Origin of the sequence: Olsenella sp. An293, from assembly GCF_002159495.1 — a bacterium.
Classification (GTDB): domain Bacteria; phylum Actinomycetota; class Coriobacteriia; order Coriobacteriales; family Atopobiaceae; genus Thermophilibacter.
The window spans coordinates 95,798-112,939 of record NZ_NFIT01000002.1 but is presented as its reverse complement, the minus strand read 5'-3'; the positions used below and the strand labels follow the sequence as shown (position 1 = coordinate 112,939).

13 protein-coding genes and 2 tRNA genes are annotated in these 17,142 nt (G+C 68.9%); 4 read left to right on the top strand and 11 right to left on the bottom strand.

Features of this window, described 5'->3' with window-relative positions; all coding sequences use genetic code 11:
- Nucleotides 1-103: 103 nt before the first annotated feature.
- From ulaG to B5F85_RS01615, 5 genes are all read right to left on the bottom strand, one after another.
- A complete protein-coding gene (ulaG, locus tag B5F85_RS01635; RefSeq protein ID WP_087313762.1) occupies nt 104-1,228 on the bottom strand; it encodes an L-ascorbate 6-phosphate lactonase in 1,125 nt (374 codons plus the stop codon).
- Nucleotides 1,229-1,307: 79 nt separating this feature from the next.
- Nucleotides 1,308-2,348 (bottom strand): hypothetical protein, encoded by a 1,041-nt coding sequence (locus B5F85_RS01630; RefSeq protein WP_087313760.1) that lies wholly within the window; start codon nt 2,346-2,348, stop codon nt 1,308-1,310.
- A gap of 15 nt (nt 2,349-2,363) precedes the next feature.
- Nucleotides 2,364-2,672 (bottom strand): PTS sugar transporter subunit IIB, encoded by a 309-nt coding sequence (locus tag B5F85_RS01625; protein ID WP_087220259.1) that lies wholly within the window; start codon nt 2,670-2,672, stop codon nt 2,364-2,366.
- Nucleotides 2,673-2,773: 101 nt separating this feature from the next.
- Nucleotides 2,774-4,276 (bottom strand): PTS ascorbate transporter subunit IIC, encoded by a 1,503-nt coding sequence (locus B5F85_RS01620; protein WP_087313758.1) that lies wholly within the window; start codon nt 4,274-4,276, stop codon nt 2,774-2,776.
- A 31-nt stretch (nt 4,277-4,307) separates the two neighbouring features.
- On the bottom strand, nt 4,308-4,793 hold the full coding sequence (locus B5F85_RS01615; protein WP_087313756.1) for a PTS sugar transporter subunit IIA: 486 nt from the start codon (nt 4,791-4,793) through the stop codon (nt 4,308-4,310).
- A gap of 303 nt (nt 4,794-5,096) precedes the next feature.
- Between B5F85_RS01615 and B5F85_RS01610 the strand changes: the two genes are divergently transcribed.
- The gene (locus B5F85_RS01610; protein ID WP_087313754.1) at nt 5,097-5,870 is read left to right on the top strand and encodes a DeoR/GlpR family DNA-binding transcription regulator; all 774 of its coding nucleotides are present in this window, start codon (nt 5,097-5,099) and stop codon (nt 5,868-5,870) included.
- A 205-nt stretch (nt 5,871-6,075) separates the two neighbouring features.
- Here the strand turns inward: B5F85_RS01610 and B5F85_RS01605 are convergent.
- The 3 genes from B5F85_RS01605 to B5F85_RS01595 all read right to left on the bottom strand — a co-directional run bounded on the left by B5F85_RS01605 (nt 6,076) and on the right by B5F85_RS01595 (nt 7,630).
- Nucleotides 6,076-6,151, bottom strand: a tRNA-Lys gene (locus B5F85_RS01605).
- A 28-nt stretch (nt 6,152-6,179) separates the two neighbouring features.
- Nucleotides 6,180-7,445 (bottom strand): aminopeptidase, encoded by a 1,266-nt coding sequence (locus B5F85_RS01600; RefSeq protein WP_087313947.1) that lies wholly within the window; start codon nt 7,443-7,445, stop codon nt 6,180-6,182.
- Nucleotides 7,446-7,555: 110 nt separating this feature from the next.
- Nucleotides 7,556-7,630 (bottom strand) — tRNA-Gly (locus B5F85_RS01595).
- Nucleotides 7,631-7,712: 82 nt separating this feature from the next.
- Between B5F85_RS01595 and B5F85_RS01590 the strand changes: the two genes are divergently transcribed.
- Nucleotides 7,713-8,252 (top strand): biotin transporter BioY, encoded by a 540-nt coding sequence (locus B5F85_RS01590; RefSeq protein WP_087313752.1) that lies wholly within the window; start codon nt 7,713-7,715, stop codon nt 8,250-8,252.
- A 408-nt stretch (nt 8,253-8,660) separates the two neighbouring features.
- Here B5F85_RS01590 and B5F85_RS01585 read toward each other — a convergent pair whose 3' ends face one another.
- Nucleotides 8,661-11,078: a hypothetical protein gene (locus tag B5F85_RS01585; RefSeq protein ID WP_087313750.1), complete on the bottom strand. Its 2,418-nt coding sequence runs from the start codon at nt 11,076-11,078 to the stop codon at nt 8,661-8,663.
- A 169-nt stretch (nt 11,079-11,247) separates the two neighbouring features.
- Here B5F85_RS01585 and B5F85_RS01580 point away from each other — a divergent pair, with 169 nt between their 5' ends.
- Nucleotides 11,248-12,207 carry a WYL domain-containing protein gene (locus tag B5F85_RS01580; protein ID WP_087313748.1) on the top strand — a complete coding sequence of 320 codons (960 nt, stop codon included), beginning with the start codon at nt 11,248-11,250 and terminating at the stop codon, nt 12,205-12,207.
- A complete protein-coding gene (locus B5F85_RS01575; RefSeq protein ID WP_087313746.1) occupies nt 12,197-13,138 on the top strand; it encodes a WYL domain-containing protein in 942 nt (313 codons plus the stop codon). The genes B5F85_RS01580 and B5F85_RS01575 overlap by 11 nt, the downstream gene beginning before the upstream one ends.
- Before the next feature lie 15 nt (nt 13,139-13,153).
- Here B5F85_RS01575 and B5F85_RS01570 read toward each other — a convergent pair whose 3' ends face one another.
- Both B5F85_RS01570 and B5F85_RS01565 read right to left on the bottom strand, forming a co-directional pair.
- Complete coding sequence (locus B5F85_RS01570; protein ID WP_087313744.1) at nt 13,154-16,093, bottom strand: helicase C-terminal domain-containing protein; 2,940 nt, start codon at nt 16,091-16,093, stop codon at nt 13,154-13,156.
- A complete protein-coding gene (locus B5F85_RS01565; protein WP_087313742.1) occupies nt 16,090-17,061 on the bottom strand; it encodes a D-alanine--D-alanine ligase in 972 nt (323 codons plus the stop codon). The genes B5F85_RS01570 and B5F85_RS01565 overlap by 4 nt, the downstream gene beginning before the upstream one ends.
- Nucleotides 17,062-17,142: the final 81 nt, after the last annotated feature.

Here is a 17,142-nt window from a genome sequence, read left to right as displayed (position 1 = left end):
GCGGGCGGACCCTATGCGGGACCCCCTCCGCCCGCGCCCGCGGCGTCGCCCCCTCGGGGAGCCATGCCGGGCAGATCCGGCCTGCCCGGCACGGAGAGGGACGCTAGAGAACGCTGCGGAACGGGACGTTGGGCTCCTCGTCGAAGCAGTCCTCGAAGCCGCGCTGGTAGACGAAGTACTTCTTGCCCGCCTCGAAGTCGGTCGGGTAGGTGTAGTGGCCGCCGACCTTCCAGTAGTAGGGCTTGAAGGTGTAGCCCAGGCGCTCCTTGCGCATGTTGTAGAGGACCTCGATCTCGCGCAGGTCGGCCTCGAAGTTGGTCCAGACGTCCCAGTGGATGGGGATGACGACCTTGCACTTGAGGGCCTCGGCCATGCGGATGATGTCGGAGGCCTCCATCTTGTCCTGCATGCCCATGGGGTTGCAGCCGTACGAGCCAAAGGCCACGTCGACGCCGCCGTACTCCTTGGCGATGTCCTTGCCGTGCTTGGCGAAGTAGATGGAGTAGTGGGAGTCGCCGCTGTGGTAGATGTTGCCGCCGGGCGTGCGCAGCAGGTAGTTCACGGCCTTCTCGTCCATGTCCATCGGGCACTTGCCCCAGAGGTCCTCGCGGTCGGGGCCGGTGGAGTCGGTGGTGGTGATGCAGGTGCGGTCAAACGAGTCCATGGCGATGATCTCGATGTCACCGACCTTGATCTTGTCGCCCGGCTTGACGGTGATGCAGCGCTCCTCGGGCACGCCCCACTTGAGCCAGAACTCGACGGACTTCTTGGGGCCGATGAACGGCACGGGGATCTCGTTGCCGTCGGCGTCGGTGGTGGTCATGCCGGACTGGATGACGTGGGCCGCGAACTCCTTGGACATGTGGTCCTGGTGGTAGTGGGTGGCCAGCACCGCGTCCACGTGCTTGATCGCAAACGGATCGAAGACGTAGGGGATGTTGCGCAGGTTGGGCTGCATGGCGCGGCAGCCGGCCATGTTGGCCATCTGGTGGCCGACGGCCATCTTGCCGTTGCCGTGGGAGCGCTTGCCGTTGCCGGTCCAGAGGTCGATGGTGATGGCGGTGTTGCCCGGGGTCTTCATGTAGATGCCGGTGCAGCCGAGCCACCACATCTCGACGGTGCCGGGGGCGGGCTGAGCCGCCTCCATGTCCTCGTTGAGCCAGGTGCCCCACTCGGGGAACGTGTTCATGATCCACTTCTCGCGGGTGACTTCGTCGATGGCGGACATGCGAACCTCCTTGTCTAGAGGGTGTGGTCGTGTGAGCCCTTGGGTGGCCGGCCCCGGCCAGGGCCGGCCGCAAGGGGACTTACTCGGTGACGTCGTAGAGCGCGACCTCGTCGGTCTCGCGGTTGGCCGCGACGACGCGGTAGACGTCCCCGTCGGTGAAGACCCAGCAGTTCGCGGGGCCTCGGTCGTGGTCGATCATCTCGAGCTGGTAGGAGCCGTCCGCAAAGCGCACGCGGAAGAGGTCGCGCCCGCCCTTGCGGTTGCCGATGACCGCGCACTTCTCGCCGTAGATCTCGCCGGACCAGATGGCGTGCAGGAAGTCGCGCTTCTCGGGGTCCTCCCAGACCTTGACGTAGGTGTCGGCGGTCTCGCCCTCGTGCCAGACGGAGAGGGTGTCGCCGTGGAAGGCGGAGAGCGTGAGGATCTCGTCCTTGCCGTCGCCGTCGAAGTCCGCCACGCAGATGTCGCTCGTGGGCTGGACGATGAGGCAGCTCACCGACCACGTGCCGTCCGCCGTCGCGGGCGGGACGTAGCGGAAGACGCCGGCCGCGGTGGAGACGAGCGCAAAGCTGTGGTCGGGCGCGTACCAGAAGCCGTGGTTCTGCAGCTGGCAGCCGGAGAGCTCGGTGAGCTCGACGGTCTTGGTCTCGAGGCTGTCTCCGAGCTTGGCCACGTAGACCGCGCCGGGGGTGAGCCAGTCGTTCTTGATCTGGCGGCAGGCCCCCTTGATGGTGCAGGCGATCAGCCACAGCTGGCCGTCAGCGCCGGTGAGCAGGCCAAAGCGGTGCACGTAGGGCAGGTCGCAGATGCGGTGCGCGCTCCAGGAGCCGTCCGCGGCGCGGGTGTAGCTCACGATGCCCGCGGTGTCGCCGCCGTAGTTGGGCGAGAAGAACTCGCTGGTCGCGAGCAGCTGGTCCTTGCGCCCGGGGACCTGGGCGATCGTCATGACGCCGCCGGGGCCCTCGGCCACGGTCTCCATGGGGGTGCCGTCGAGGGCGAAGCGACGGATGGGGCCGTCCTTCTCGACGCCGATGACAAAGCTCCCGGCGTCCTCCCCCTCGAACATGCCGGTGGCGTAGGCCTTGGGCATGCTCGCGATGACCTTCTTGGAGTACTGCATGCGTCTCGCCGTCCCCTACGCCTTGAACTTCTCGGCGGCGCCGGTGGAGACGAGGGCCTCCTCCATCTCCTTGTCGGAGAGGACGTTGCGCAGCCCGATGACGGTCACGCCGGCCTTCTCGGCCTCGTCGTACATGTTCTTGAAGTTCAGGGGCGCGAAGACGATGTCGTACTGGCGCGCGGAGGAGACGCCCTCGGAGAGCGCGCAGTGGTGGATATCGGCGACGCCCATGCCGAGCTTCTTGGTGACGCGCTCGGCGGTCATCTTCATCATGAGGGAGGTACCGGCTCCGTTGGCGCAGGCGACGAGGATCTTGGCGTTCATGGTGCTCTCCTTTTCTGTTGGGCCGGGGCGGGGTCGCCCCGGCCGCTTACGTGTGAGTGGATGGTGCCGGATGCTTGCTTGGTGCTCAGGTCAGGCGAAGGCTACTTGATGCCGTTGGCGCGCATCTCCTTGCACTTCTCCCAGTCCTCGACCTCCATGAAGTAGGTCTGCTTGTGGCGCAGGTACTGGATCTGAGGGATGGCGATGAGGGCGACGATCGCGATGGCCAGGCCAGCGTAGGACAGGAACTTCATGACGCCGGTCATGATCGGCCAGACCACGGCCCAGTCCCACATGCCGAGGTAGCCGCCGTAGGCCGCCATGCCGACCCAGCCGGCGATGATCGCGGAGCCAAAGACCTGGAGCAGGCCGGAGAGGAAGGGCAGGAGCATGCAGGCGCGCAGGCCGCCCTTGTGGTTGGCGTAGACGCCGATGGTGGCGTTGTCGAAGAACAGGGGCACGAAGCCGGCCATGACGACGACGGGGCTGCCGAGCAGGATCAGGGCGCCGATGGCGAGGAACTGGCCGAGCGCGCCAAACAGGAAGCCGATGGTCACGGCGTTGGGGGCGCCAAAGCCAAAGGTGACGGCGCAGTCGACGCCGGGCACGGAGCCCTTCAGGAGCTTGGAGGAGATGCCCTGGAAGGAGTTAGTGAGCTCGGTGACGAAGGTGCGGACGCCGAGCTGCAGGATCGAGAGGTACACGGCGAACTCGAAGGAGGTCGTCAGGATGTACATGAAGAAGTCCTGAGACTCGGTCATGAAGCCCTGGGCGACGAGGAAGTCGCGGCCGAGGATGACGAGGATGACGCCAAAGAAGAGCGTCATGAGGATGGCGGTGGCAACGAGGTTCTCGTTGAAGATCTTGAGGAAGCCCGGGAGCTTGATGTCGTCGACGTTCTTGGACTTCTTCTTGGAGTGGTCGTTCATCCAGCCGGCGATCTTGGAGGACACGTAGACGCCGAACATCTGCTGGTGGGCGATCGTGAGGCCGGCGCCGTCAGTGAGTTCCTGGGAGGGGCCGATGCAGAGGTTGGAGCCGACGGCCCAGTACAGGCCGAGCAGGATCGTCATGATGGCGAGCGTGGCCCAGTCCTGCTCCTTGAGGGCGGGGAAGCAGAACAGGATCAGGAAGAACGCCGTGGAGGCCTGCTGCACTTGGACGTGGCCGGTGGTGAACAGGGCGCGGCACTTGGTGAACTTCTTGAGCGCCACGAGGACGATGTTGAGGATGAACGCAAAGAGCAGGAGGAACATGACGAGCGAGAAGGACTTGCCCGAGATGAACGAGAGGGCGGAGGCGCTCGTGTCCTCCATGGCGGCCTGAACGGCGTTCTGGCCGAAGTACGGGTCGATGACCATGGCGGACATGTTGAAGCGCTCCTGCAGGCCCACGAGGATGGGGCGGAACGCGTTGGTCAGTCCGCTCGAGCCGACGGCCAGGATCTGGTAGCCGATGACCGCCTTGATGAAGCCGGCGAGGATGTCGTACCACGGCTTCTTGAGGAGGGCGTAACCGAGGACGACGATCACGCCGATGAAGTACGCGGGCTGCGTGAGGATGTTGTTCGCAATCCACGTCCAGATTCCCATTAGGATGTCCATGGGTCTCCTTCCTTGACTGTTCGTGCCAGGGCTACGCCTGGTCGTGCGCCAGCTTGTCCTCGTCCACGAGCTCGTCGATGGCGAGAAGGTCCTCGGGCGTGGTGGCCGCCTTGAGCTTCTCGACGACGGAGTCGTCGGTCAGGATGGCGTAGAGGCGCTGCATGTTGGCGAAGTGCTCCTCCTGGTTGGTGGAGCAGAGCGTGAAGAAGATCTGAGCGTCCTTCTCGGGGTCGCCCTCGGCAAAGTGCACGGGCTCGGCGACGCGCATGAAGCCGATGGCCGTGCCGTTGCAGCCCGTTGCGTTCTCGGTGGAGTGCGGCATCGCCACGCCCGGGATGAGCACGATGTAGGGGCCGTGCTTCTCCACGCAGGCGACGATCTCCTCCGCGTAGACGGGCTCGACGGTGCCGTCCGCCTCGAGCGGCTTGCAGCAGGCGCGGATGGCGTCTCGCCAGTCGGCGATGGGCTCCTCGACGAACGCATAGTGCTTCTTCTCGTAGATTTCCTTGAGTAGCATCCGGAACCTCTCCTTTCCTTTGCTCGAATGTCCCTTCTGTTCTATTTGAGCTCAGAATAGAACGTTCGGAACCTTTCCGTGGCTACATTATGAACGATATGATTCTCTTGTCATTCATTCCGTTCATTTTTGCCGCCAGCGGATGGAATCTTACCGCAAACGGTCAGAACGAACTTCTCAAATCGTTCAAACAGAAGTCGACACGGTGGGTTTAGAATGGGCTAGCATTCAAATCGTTCATTATGAGACTCTACGGGAACCATCCGCCCGTGCCCATGTACGGCAGCACGAATGAGGTGACACATGACTGAGAAGAGCAGGCCGTTCGTCGAGCAGCGCAGGCAGAACATCCTCGCGATCCTCGAGCAGCGCGGACGCGCCAACGTGACCGACCTCGCGGAGCGCCTCGGGACCTCCGCCCTCACCATCCGCCGCGACCTCACGGCCCTCGAGGAGCGCGGCGAGGTCGAGCGCCGCTACGGGGAGGCCGTCCTCGTCGCGGGAGCCTCTTCGCGCACGGAGGCGCCCGCCTCCCCCTACGAGCAGCAGAAGGAGGCCATCGCCCAGGCCGCGGCCGAGCTCGTCGAGGACAACGAGCTGCTCTTCATCAACACCAGCTCCACGGCGCTCGAGCTCATCGCCCACATCCAGGCCACGGGCGTGACCGTGGTCACTAACAGCGCGCTCGCCCAGGGGCTACCCATCCCGCCCGAGGGCATGATCCTCGTCACCGGCGGGGAGGTCCGCGCACCGCGCGGCGTCCTCTCGGGGGAGTTCGCGCTCGCCAACGTCCGCAGCGTCTCGGCGACGACGTGCTTCGTGGGCTGCGCCGGCATCTCCACGGTCACCGGCATCACCTCCAACACGCAGCAGGAGGCGACCGTCAACTCGCTCATGGTGGAGCGCTCTGACCGCATGATCTTGCTCGCCGACTCGAGCAAGCTCGGCATAGCGGCGGGCTTCACCTACGCGTCGCTCGACCGCGTGGCGCTGCTCATCACCGATACGGGCGCCACCGATGAGGATGTCGAGATCCTCAAGGAGGCCGGCATTCACGAGGTCCTCCGCGTGGGCTGACCCCGTCCGGCTCTCTGTTAATTGGGGACAGTCCCCAATTAACATATGTTCGTTGGGGACTGTCCCCAATTAACAGAGAGCCCGTCCTGACGGCGCAGAACCGACTATGGTTGGTCGACTTGGTCGAAAACGTGGGCGATTATCGACAACTTGGTCGACAAAAGGGGGCCGGACGTCGGAAAACGTCCGGCCCCATCAGATGCGGTGGTGCGCCGTCAGGGCTTCGAACCCTGGACCTTGGGATTAAAAGTCCCCTGCTCTACCAGCTGAGCTAACGGCGCGTCGTGGCGATTTTACCACGTGCGGGCGTCACTCCCAGGCCCACTGCCCGTTCACGAACACGGGAACCTCGGAGCCGTCCGCGCACACGCCAAAGACGTTGAGGTCATCGGAGCCGATCATGAAGTCCACGTGGGTGCTGCTCTGGTTGACGCCGCGGGCGAGGAGCTCTTCTTTGCTCAGGCTGGCGCCGCCCTCGAGGCACTCGGGAAAGCCCATGCCCAGGGCCAGGTGACAGCTCGCGTTCTCGTCGTAGAGCGTGTCAAAGAAGAGGGTCTCGCTCTGGCGGATGGGCGTGTTCTTGGAGACGAGCGCGACCTCACCCAGACGACGGGCGCCCTCGTCGACCTCAAGAATGCGGCTCAGGACCTCGCGTCCCTGCTCGGCGCCAAAGTCGACCACGGCGCCGTCCTTGAACTCCATCCAGAAGTCCCGCACCACCTGGCCGGAGCGCACGAGCGGCAGCGCGGAGTGCACCACGCCGTCCACGCGCAGGCGGTCCGGAGAGGTGAAGACCTCCTCGGTGGGGATGTTGGGGAAGAAGGTCACGCCGTCGCGGGTGCGGCCGGCGCCGCCGTCCCAGACGTGGGCCGCGGGAAGCCCCACCACGAGGTTGGTCCCGTTGGCGGACTCGTAGCGCAGTGCGTCGAAGCGGTGCGTGTTGAGGAAGCGCTTGGTCTTCTCGAAGGAGGCGTTGTGAGTCTCCCAGGCGCTCTCGGGATCCTCGCCGTCCGCGCGGGCGACCTCGAGGATCAGGACCCACAGACGGTAGAGCGCCTCGGCTGCGGAGACGTCCGGAAAGACCTCGCGCGCCCAGGCCGCGACGGGCACACCGGCGATGCACCAGGCGTTGAGGCCAAAGTCCATGCCGTCGCGGAAGGAGCGGCACTGGGTGTTGCGGGCCTTCGCCGCGGCGACGGGCTTGGCGGGGTCCACGCCCTTGAGGGCGGAGGGGTCCGATCCTTCGAGGAACAGAAACGCGGCCCCGTCCTCGGCTAGGCCGTTGAGCTGCTCGACCTGCCAGGCGGGGACCGTCTCGAAGAACGCGAGCGGGCAGCTCTCGTACGTGAGGCGGCTCACCTCGTCGTCGTGCCACAGAACGGTCACGTGACCGGCGCCCGCGCGATACGCCGCGCGCACCACGCGACGCGCGAAGTCGGCGGCCTCCACGGGCGCCTGGAGCACGAGCTCCTGCCCGGCCTGCAGCGCGACGCCCTTCCTGACGAGAAGGCTCGCGTAGCGGTCGATCTGGTCGGAGAGCGCCTCGGTGGCGAGGCGGCACTCCTCGTTGGTCATGGGGAGGGAGGCCACGGTGCTTCCTTTCTGGGCGGGACGGCGCTCAAACGCGCTCCGACGCCATAGTTCTACCCACATGCGAAGGGCCCCTTTCGGGGCCCTGAAGTCTCTGGAGCGGGCAACGGGACTCGAACCCGCGAATGTCAGCTTGGGAAGCTGATGCCTTACCACTTGGCGATGCCCGCCTCGACGCGCGCAAGAACGCGTATGGAGTAGTATAGCCTGCGTCCGATGGCTGGGCAAGGACCGCGGGGCCGAGGGGGTGCCATGACGGCGTCACAGGTATGCAAAGCAGGGCTCTCCGCGGCGCTTCTCGCCGCCTCGGCCATGGTCACGGTCCCCCTGGGCCCGGTTCCCCTCACCCTCCAGACGCTTGTCCTCGCCCTGCTCGTCGTTGCGCTCGACGGGAGGGACGCCGTGCGCGCCGTGGGCCTCTACCTGCTGCTCGGCACCCTGGGCATGCCCGTCTTCTCGGGGTTTGCCGGCGGCGTCGGCCATCTCCTCGGTCCGACGGGCGGCTTTCTCTGGGGCTTTTTCCTGGGCACCGCGTGCGCGGCGGCCCTGCGACGAATCCCCGTTCTCCCCGAGCCGGCGCGCGACTTCGCGGGCGCCCTCGTCATGCTGGCAGTCTCCTACGCGGCCGGCGTCGCGCAGCTCTGCTGGGCGAGCGGCATCTCGCCGGCGGCGGCGCTCGTCGCGGGCGTGCTGCCCTTCGTGGGGCCCGACCTCCTCAAGCTCCTCGTGGGCGTGAGCGCCGGCCGTGCGGTGAAGCGCGCCCTGGGCGCACACGCGGCAGATAGGCCCTAGGGCCGCGTCCCGTCGCGTGTTCGTTCTGTGAAGGCTTCGTGACGCGACACCGCCAACCCGCGCCTGGCCGAGCGGGCGACGCCAAGCTCACGCGGCTTGCTCGCCAAAGGCACGTCCGTCCGGTCAGCTCCCCGTCAGCAAGCGCTCAGAGTCCGGGAAGTCCCGGGGCGTAGCGTAGTCCTCCCCAAAGACAGGAGGTCCAATGCGCGGCTCAGAGACGAGAAGGACGCACGAAGGTGAGAAGGCGCCACGGAGAAGGACGCGGGTCAAGCGCATGGGCGGTGACGCCCTCAGGGGAGGACGGCCGCCCGCCGCGGGGCACGCCGGCAGAACGCAGATCGAGCGCGTCCCGTGCTGCACGTGACGCGCTCGATCGAAAGATTGCCTGATGTCGTCGCCCGGACGCCCCTAGGCGCGGCGGATGGCCTCAGTCACGATCTCGGTGACGAGGTTGGCCTGGTCGCCGCTCACGTTCTCGGCGACGTCGTCGGCGGTCTTGGAGAGCGCGGGCAGGCCGTTCTCCCCGACGCCCATGATCGTCACGGAGCGCATGGAGGAGCTCATCGCGGGCCAGGCGTCCGTCGAGGTCCAGCTAAAGTTCTTCTGCGCGAGCTCGGCGTGCAGGTCCTTGGCAACGGTGCTGAGCAGGCGTCCGAGGCGACGGTCGGCACGGCGCGTGCCCTCGACGCCCTCATGGGTGAGAACGCTCAGCTCGCCGGCGCCCACGCAGTCGAGGTTCACGATGAAGCTGCCGCGGATCTCGGAGCGGTGCTGCCGCAGGAAGGACCTCATGCCGGCGTGGTCGAGCGTGGAGCCACCCAGGGCCACGAACCAGATGTCGTGCGAGACGAGCGCGTCGTCGGCGAGGGAGAGCGCGGCGTCGCGCAGCTCGTCCTCGGTCGGAGCCTGCTCGTCCTCCTCGACAAAGCGCAGGCCGCCCCTCGTCGCGGCGCCGCCGCGCCAGATGGGGTCGTCGGACTCCTCGTCGGAGGAGTCGTCCGCGACGTCCTCGGCGGCCTTGGCCCTGCTGGAGAGGGCGTCCTTGAGACGGCCGAAGAGGCCGCCCAACGCGCTCTTGCCGCGCTCGGCCGTGGAGGCGAGCGTCTCGATGGGCTGCGGAGCCTCGACCTCGGGGGCGTCCTCGGCGGCGGGGGCGTCCTGGGCGGGGGCGCTCTGCTCGCCGCGCAGGGCGCGCGCGAACCTCGACTTGGAGGGCGCCACGCGCGTGGCGCCGGGGTCGCCGAGCGGGTCCGTCTCGTTCATGGACGGATCGGGGAGGTCAAAGAGGGACGCGCGGCGCGCGACGTTGGAGAGCTGGGGGCGATACGAGGACTTGCCCCACTCGGGGTCCTCGGGAGCGCTCGGGCGCTCGACGGGAGCGGAGGGCGTGGGCTGGGTCGCGTCGAGCTCCTCCTCGACCTCGGCGGTGAGGCCGGAGGAGTCCTTCGGACCGACGCCGCGGTCGCCCTCGTCCATGACCAGCGAGAAGCGCCCGCCGGAGAGCAGGCTCTCGCGGGTGGTCTCGGCGTCGCCCTTGACGGGGCGCAGCGGCGCGGTGCCCAGGACGGACTCGTCGTCCTCGGGCTCGGGCGCGTCCTCGGTGACGTCCTGCTCCTCGGCGTCGATAAGCTCCTCGGGCTCGGAAGCCTCCTCACCCGCGGCGTCATCCGCGAGCTCGGGCTCCTCCTGCTCGGGAAGCGGGTCGAGCTCGAAGAGCGAGACCGGGGTCTCAAAGGTCCTTTGAGGGGCGGGCGTGACGGCGCGGGCAGGCTCCGACGCGAGGGAGGCAACGCCGCCGAGGGCGTACTCGATCTCACAGTCCTCGGGAAGGATCTGCAGCTCGCGCAGGACGTCCTCGCCGTGACGGACGCCGACGACCTCCTCCGCGGGGGCCGGGACCCACTCGTCGACCGGCTCGTCCTCGACGTCGAGCGGAGCGGCGACGGCCAGGTCGGCCTCGGCGGGCTCGGCCGCGGCCTCGCCCCCCTCGGCAACGGGGGCATCGGAAGCGTCCTCGGTGTCCTTCTCGGAGGCCTCGTCGACTCCCTCGGGCTCCTCGACGTCCTTGGCCTGCTCGGGCTCGCGAGGCAGGGGCACCAGGCCGCTCGGGCGGACGTTCTCCATCACGCCGAGCAGCGACGCCACAGAGGCCTTGTTGTCGTTGGCACCCAGGGTGCAGGGGGAGACGCGCTCGTAGATGGCGCCCACGGCCAGAAGCATCGCCGGCAGGGACGCGACGATGCCCAGCAGCCAGAGCACGAGTCGGGCGGGCGCGGGGACAAAGCCCATGAGCTGGACCAGCGCGCAGAGCGCCACGACGTAGCGGCAGTAGGTCGACGCCTTCACGACCATCGGGAGATAGGGCGCGACGGGCGTGGAGTAGAGGAAGTTCTCGCGAGGGGTGTCGTAGTGGGCCACGACGACGATGGGACGGTTGCCCTTAGAGACGAGCGGGCCGGTGGCGCGGTGGACCGAGATGACGTTCTGGCTGCGCGCCGTGGGCCCGAAGGAGAGCTGCGGCGCGCGGCCAAAGAGCCTGAGCGCCACCAGCACCGTCGGGATGACGGCGAGCACGAAGCCGATCAGCGTCAGCGCGAGGACGCCCACGCCGGAGACGAGGACGCCGACGAACATGAGCACCGACAGGATTGCCGCGGAGAGGCCGGCGAGCGAGGGCGCGTCAAACTCCTCGATCTGCGGCTCGACGTCATGATGGCTCATGAGCCTGGCGATGGTCTGAGCTGCCTGCAGCTCCTCCTGGCTGTTGGCGGGGGCGATTCCGACCCTCTGGTTGAGGTAGTCGAGATAGTCGTGAGTCATGGCCATACTGGTCGTCCTTTTGCAGAGTCTCGCGAGACGGTTCCAACGACGTGCATACAATTCAAAGAGTATACGTCTTATCCTTGGCGTTCGTTAAAAAAGACGCAGATGTGCCCGGGTTCAACGCAAGCGGAACCCACGGACGGCAAAACGGGGAGGAAAGGAGGCGGCCTCGATGCGGCTCACAAAAGACGACGAGCGGGCGAGAAGGATCTGCTCGCTCGCGATAGAGTTCATGAACGCACGGGCCCCCATAGCCTCCTCCGCCCTCGCGGCCCGCTATTACCCGGAGCTCTCGGCCGACAGCTTCAGGCGCGCCTTCTCCCGCGACCGCGCGCTGCTCGCCGCCTGCGGCGTGCGCGTCGTCGAGCGCGGGCGGCAGGCCGGCGAGACCTCGTGGGGCGTGGACGAGCGCGGCTCGTTTGCCGGCGGCGCCGAGCTCGGGGCGCGCGAGGCCGCGGCCCTCGAGCTGACGTGCCAGGGCGTGCTCGAGGACCCCACCTTCCCGCTCGCGGGGGACCTGCGCCTGGCCCTGGCCAAGCTGTCGCGCGCCTTCGCCGACGAGCCCGCCTTCGCCGCCGCGCGCAGGAACGAGGGGCGCGCGCTCGGCGAGCTGAGAAGGGCGCTCGTCGAGCATCTCTGCGTCGAGGCCAGCTACACCAACGCGCGCGGCTGGCAGGCGAGGCGCACCCTCGCGCCCTATGGCCTGTTCGCCCTCGGCGGCTCGACCTACCTCGTCGCGGCCCGCGTGACAGACGGCGCCGCCGATGGGCCCGCGCGCACCTATCGCGTGGACCGCTTCGACGAGGTCGTGGCGCTGGACGACGTCCCGTGCGAGGTGCCCGATGACTTCTCCGTCCTCGACTGGGTGAGGCTCCCCTTCCAGCTCGGCTCGAAGGCCCGTCCCGCCGCCTTCGCCGTCCCGGACGGGCGCGAGGGGGCGCTTGCCGACGCAGCGCGCGGGCAGGGCGAGCTCAGGCGCGAGGGAAAGGCCCTGGTCTGGGAGGTCGACGTCTGCGACCTCCCCGCCGCCGCGAGCTGGGCTGTGGCCCAGGGCATCCGGCCGCTGCGGCCGCAGGCACTCGTGGACGCCTGGCGAGAGGTACTCGAGGGGGCGCTTCCCCATGGCGCGTAGCGGTGGCAGGACAAACGCCGGCCGGCGGGGCGCGCTTGAGGAGGCGCGCGAGCTCGTGGCCCTCGTCTCGAGCCTGAGCGAGGCGGGAGACGCGCTCTCGGTCGAGGCCGTCTCCGCGCGGCTGGGCGTCTCGGGCGAGCGCGCCGAGAAGCTCGTGGGGCTCGTCGCCACCGCCTGCTCCGCAGACGGCACGGGTCTGCCGCTGGTAAACGAGGGCGACGGTCGGCTCACCTTGCTGCTCGACACCGGCCTGCGCGGCCGGCGCCTGCGGCTCGACCGCGCGGAGACCGCGGCGCTGCTCGCCGCCCTCGATCGCGTGGGCGTCCCGGCGCGCGACCCCCTGCGCGAGCGCCTCGAGGGCTCGCTCGCGGGCTCGGCCCCCAGCGAGGAGCTCGTCCGCAGGATGCTCGGGGAGCCCGGCCGTCCGGCGCCGGAAGCCCTCCCCGCCTGCGCGGGCGCCCTTCTCGCCCAGCGTGGGCTGCGCTTTTGCTACAAGAAGCCGGGCGGCGGCGCGCGAGAGGGCCGGCGCGTCCTCCCCGAGAGGCTTCGGTGCGAGGGGGACCTCTGGTATCTCGACGCCTACGACATCGACCGCGGGGGAGCGCGTACGTTCAGGCTCGACCGCATGGACGAGCTCGAGGAGCTGCCCGTACGAACCGACCGACCGGCAAAGGCCCGCGGCGACGAGCCGAGAAGGACCGTGCGCCTGCGCTTCTCCGACCCTCGCTATCTCGACCTTCTCCCCTGGCACGACCTCAGCGTGGTGCTTCGCGAGGAGGGTGGCGCCGTCGTGGCCGAGACGCCCTACTTCGGCGGCATGTGGCTGCCGCGCATGGTCGCGGCCTGCGCGGGCACCGTCACCTGCGACGACCCCGAGGTCGAGCGGCTCGCCGGGGAGTACGCGGCGCGCGAGCTCGAGAGCCCGTCCTGAGGCCCTCCGTCGCCGCTACTCGTGGCTCGCGCGCCAGAGGCTCAGGTACCGGCCGACGTTGGCGCTCTCGAGGCGCGTCACGCTGCGCGAGGGCAGGGACCCCACGAAGAGCCTCCCGTAGCCCTTGGTCACGAGGCGCGAGTCGGCGAGCACGAGCACCCCGGTGTCCGTGGCCGAGCGTATGAGGCGGCCGGCGGCCTGCTTCACCGATATCACGGCGTCGGGCAGCGAGTACTTCCACCAGGCGCGGTCCTCGCGCAGGTCGCGCTCACGGACGAGCGGGTCGTTGGGGCTCGCGAAGGGGAGCTTGGGGATGACCACGCAGCGCAGGGTGTCGCCCGTCGCGTCAAAGCCCTCCCAGAACGACCGCAGCGCCATGAGCGAGAGCGAGCGCTCCTCCATGAAGCGCTGCCTAAGGCGGCGGGGCGACGACCCGCGGCTCTGGCAGGCCACCTCGAGGCCCGCGGCGGCCAGGCGCGGTTGCAGGGCCTCGTAGGCGCGCTCCATGTCACGCCTGTTGGTGAACAGCGTGAGCACCGAGCCTCCCATGGAGACGTGCACGTCAAAGAGCAGGTCCTCGAGGGCCGGGAGATAGGCGCGGTCCCCTGGGGCGGGCAGGTCGCGGGCGAGGACGACGGACATATTCGCGTCGAAGTCAAAGCTCGAGTCGAGCCGGACGTCGCGATGCGACCCTTCCCCCAGAAGGTCCAGGCCCACGGCGTGGTCGAAGTGGGAGAAGTCGTCTCCCACGGCGATGGTCGCGGAGGTGAAGATCACGCTCTGCATCTCGGGGAGCCAGCGCTCGGCGAGATCCGCCCCCACGTCGAGCTTCTCGGCCACGAGCTTCTCGGAGGCGATCTTTCTCCTCGAGCGCGTGAGCTGCGCGGAATAGACGTAGGTCTGGTCCTCGCCGGAGCAGACGAGCTCGATGCCGTGGCAAAGCTCGCGCAGGAAGCGCGTGGACTCGGTCAGGTCCGCGGCGAGCGCCGGGGCCTCGCCGGCCATGGCCTCGGCGGCGCCGGCGAGCTGCCTCACGGCCTCGGCGAGGGCCTCCGCGGCGACGGCGCCCGCCTGCTCGACGGCGGCCCACTCGGGCGTGGAGCGGACCTCCTCGCCGAGCCACAGGGTCATCGTGTCGTACCCGCCGTCCCCCCGGGCCACCGAGCCGAGCTCGTGGACGCAGACAAAGAGGTCCGCCACGGCGACGGAGGCACGGGCGCAGGTCGCGGCCGCCTTGGCGAGAAGCCCCACCACCAGCGTGGATCCCTCGAGCGACATCGCGCGCACCATGAGGTTGTGGATGGTCCCCGTCGAGGTTCCCCCCAGAAGCTCGAAGGCCGCGCGGGCCTCGTCCCCGGAGACCTCGACCGCCCACTGGCGGCGCGCCTCCGCCTCGAGGCCGTGGGCCTCGTCGACGACCCAGTGTCTGACGGGCGGCAAGATCTTGCCCTCCGCGACCACGTTCCTGAGCAGGAGCGAGTGGTTCGTGACCACGACGTCGGCCCCCGCGGCGCGGCGGCGCGCGCCGTGGAGCGGGCACTCGTTGGGAAAGTAGGGGCACCGCGCGCGCAGACACTCGCCCGGCGTGGTGGTGAGCATCGCCCGCGGGACGTAGCGCCAGCGGATGCCGAGTGCGTCGACGTCGCCGTCGGGCGACTGACACGCGAAGGCATAGGCTACCGCGAGGGCGGTGAGCATGTCGCAGGCCACGGCGTTGTCCGAGCGGCCGTCGTGCGGCACGGCGGCGAGCGGGAGGTCCTCCACGGCGGCGCGGTCGAGCCGGTGCAGGCACGGGTAGTGGTCGTAGCCCTTGAGGCTCACGAAGGTGAGCCCTCCCGGCAGGGCCGCCGCGAGCGCCGGGAGCTCGTGGGAGACCAGCTGGTCGGTGAGGGCGTTGGTCTTGGTCGCCACGCCCACCGTGACGTTGTTGCGTCGGGCAAAGAGGACCTCGGGCAGCAGGTAGGCGACGGACTTCCCCACGCCCGTCCCGGCCTCGATCGCGCGGTGGGTAGAGCTCCCCAGGGCCTCGGCCACCTCGCGCGCCATCGCCACCTGCTCGGGACGGCGCTCCATGCGCTCGTACATCCGCGAGACGACGCCGCCCGAGCCAAACTCCCGCTCGACCTCCTCGGCCGTCGGGGCCGCAAGCGCCTCCAGCTCCGCCGCGTCGGGACGCGCGGGCGCCTGGGCGCGGCCCACCAGCCCGGCGCGGACCTCCTTGAGCGAGAAGGGCCGCGCGGGCGCGTCGCCGAGCGCGGCGAGGTGAGAGAAGATCAGCCTGAACGGCCACGTGACCTCCTCGTGCATGCCCGCCAGCAGGGCGAGAAGACCGGCGGGCAGGTCGGAGAGGGCGGTGAGCAGGACCCGCCACATGCCGCAGAGCGCCTCGACGTCGTCGCCTGCGCGGTGCGTCACGGAGGCGCAGCCGAATGCCTCCGCCATGTCGGCGAGGCGGTGCGTCGTGAGGCAGGGCAGGGCGATGCGGGAGAGCGAGAGGGTGTCGACCCAGGTGTCCGAGACCCCCGCGCCCCCGGGCACCGCCTCCACGAAGGTGCGATCGAAGGTCGCGTTGTGCGCGAGGACCGGCGAGCCCGCCACGAACTCGGCGAGCGCCGCGACGGCCTCGCGGGCGCTCGGCGCATCCGCGACGTCGGCGTTCGAGATGCCGGTGAGCCTCGTTATCTCGGGCGGGATGGGTCCTCCCGGGTGGACGAAGGTCTCGAAGCGGTCGACCACCTCGCGCCCGGAGAGGCGCGCGGCGGAGATCTCGATGAGGTCGCAGTCCTTGAAGGAGAGACCCGTGGTCTCGGTGTCGAGGACGACGACGTCCTCCTCGAGCGGACCGAAGTCCCGCTGCGCGGCGCGGCTCGCCAGGGTGAGGTAGCGCTGCCTCACGTCATCGGGAGTTCCCGGGCAGATCAGCTCATCCAGCAGGGACGGCGCGGGCGGCGTCATGCGCCCCTCGCGGCGCGCCCCTCGAGCGCCAGCTCGACGAAGCGCGTGCAGAGCTCGGGGAACTCGATCCCGCCGTGGCGAGCGGAGTCGGGCAGCAGGCTCTCGGCCGTCATGCCGGGGATCGTGTTGGTCTCGAGGATGACCGGCTCGCCCTCGGGCGTGACGATGAAGTCGCTGCGCGAGCAGCCGCGGCACCCGAGCGCGCGATGAGCGCGGACGGCGAGCTCCTGGGCCTTGGCGTACACGCCCGGCTCGAGGCGCGCGGGGATGACGTGGTGCATCGCCGAGGGCTCGTACTTCACCTTGAGGTCGTAGAACTCGGCGCCAGTGACGATCTCAACGATCGGCAGGGCCGTCGGGTCCCCGTTTCCGATCACCGGGACGGTGATCTCGGTGCCCGTGACGCACTCCTCCACGAGCACGCGCCCGCCCTGCGCGCCGGCGGCGCGGATGGCGTCGTTGAGCGCGTCGCGGTCGGTCACGCGCGAGATGCCGTAGGACGATCCGTTCGCCGCGGGCTTCACGAACAGCGGCAGGCCGATCTTGTCGACCACGCGGTCGATCTGCTTCTCGGTGAGCACCGTCTTTGCGTCGACGTCGAAGCCGCGCGGGGCTCGCAGGCCGGCGGCGGCGTAGACCGCCTTGGCGACCTCCTTCTCGGTCGCCGCGGCAGAGGCCGCGACCCCCGAGAACGTGTAGGGCATGTGCAAGATCTCGAGCAGACCCTGGACGCAGCCGTCCTCGCCGTAGCGGCCGTGCATCGCCACGAAGGCGACGTCGTAGCCGCCCGCCATCAGGCGGCCGATGAAGTCGCGCTCGGCGAGGTCGAGCAGATCGACGTTCGCAAAGCCCGCCTCCAGGAGCGCCCGGCGGCACTCGCCGGCCGAGGACCTCGAAATCTCACGCTCGTCAGACCAGCCGCCGCAGATCACGACGACCCTCTTGCTCAGCAGTTCTTCTCTGTCCATCAAAGCTCCTCCGGCGGGCGGCCGCCCGTACGCTAGACTCAAGTGGTGAGTTTCACCATCAGAGGATACTCCAGACGTCTC

Bases quoted from the DNA above. Each gene is read 5' to 3' on its own strand.
- ulaG (WP_087313762.1), bottom strand. From the start codon at position 1,228: ATGTCCGCCATCGACGAAGTCACCCGCGAGAAGTGGATCATGAACACG.
- B5F85_RS01630 (WP_087313760.1), bottom strand. From the start codon at position 2,348: ATGCAGTACTCCAAGAAGGTCATCGCGAGCATGCCCAAGGCCTACGCC.
- B5F85_RS01625 (WP_087220259.1), bottom strand. From the start codon at position 2,672: ATGAACGCCAAGATCCTCGTCGCCTGCGCCAACGGAGCCGGTACCTCC.
- B5F85_RS01620 (WP_087313758.1), bottom strand. From the start codon at position 4,276: ATGGACATCCTAATGGGAATCTGGACGTGGATTGCGAACAACATCCTC.
- B5F85_RS01615 (WP_087313756.1), bottom strand. From the start codon at position 4,793: ATGCTACTCAAGGAAATCTACGAGAAGAAGCACTATGCGTTCGTCGAG.
- B5F85_RS01610 (WP_087313754.1), top strand. From the start codon at position 5,097: ATGACTGAGAAGAGCAGGCCGTTCGTCGAGCAGCGCAGGCAGAACATC.
- B5F85_RS01600 (WP_087313947.1), bottom strand. From the start codon at position 7,445: ATGACCAACGAGGAGTGCCGCCTCGCCACCGAGGCGCTCTCCGACCAG.
- B5F85_RS01590 (WP_087313752.1), top strand. From the start codon at position 7,713: ATGACGGCGTCACAGGTATGCAAAGCAGGGCTCTCCGCGGCGCTTCTC.
- B5F85_RS01585 (WP_087313750.1), bottom strand. From the start codon at position 11,078: ATGGCCATGACTCACGACTATCTCGACTACCTCAACCAGAGGGTCGGA.
- B5F85_RS01580 (WP_087313748.1), top strand. From the start codon at position 11,248: ATGCGGCTCACAAAAGACGACGAGCGGGCGAGAAGGATCTGCTCGCTC.
- B5F85_RS01575 (WP_087313746.1), top strand. From the start codon at position 12,197: ATGGCGCGTAGCGGTGGCAGGACAAACGCCGGCCGGCGGGGCGCGCTT.
- B5F85_RS01570 (WP_087313744.1), bottom strand. From the start codon at position 16,093: ATGACGCCGCCCGCGCCGTCCCTGCTGGATGAGCTGATCTGCCCGGGA.
- B5F85_RS01565 (WP_087313742.1), bottom strand. From the start codon at position 17,061: ATGGACAGAGAAGAACTGCTGAGCAAGAGGGTCGTCGTGATCTGCGGC.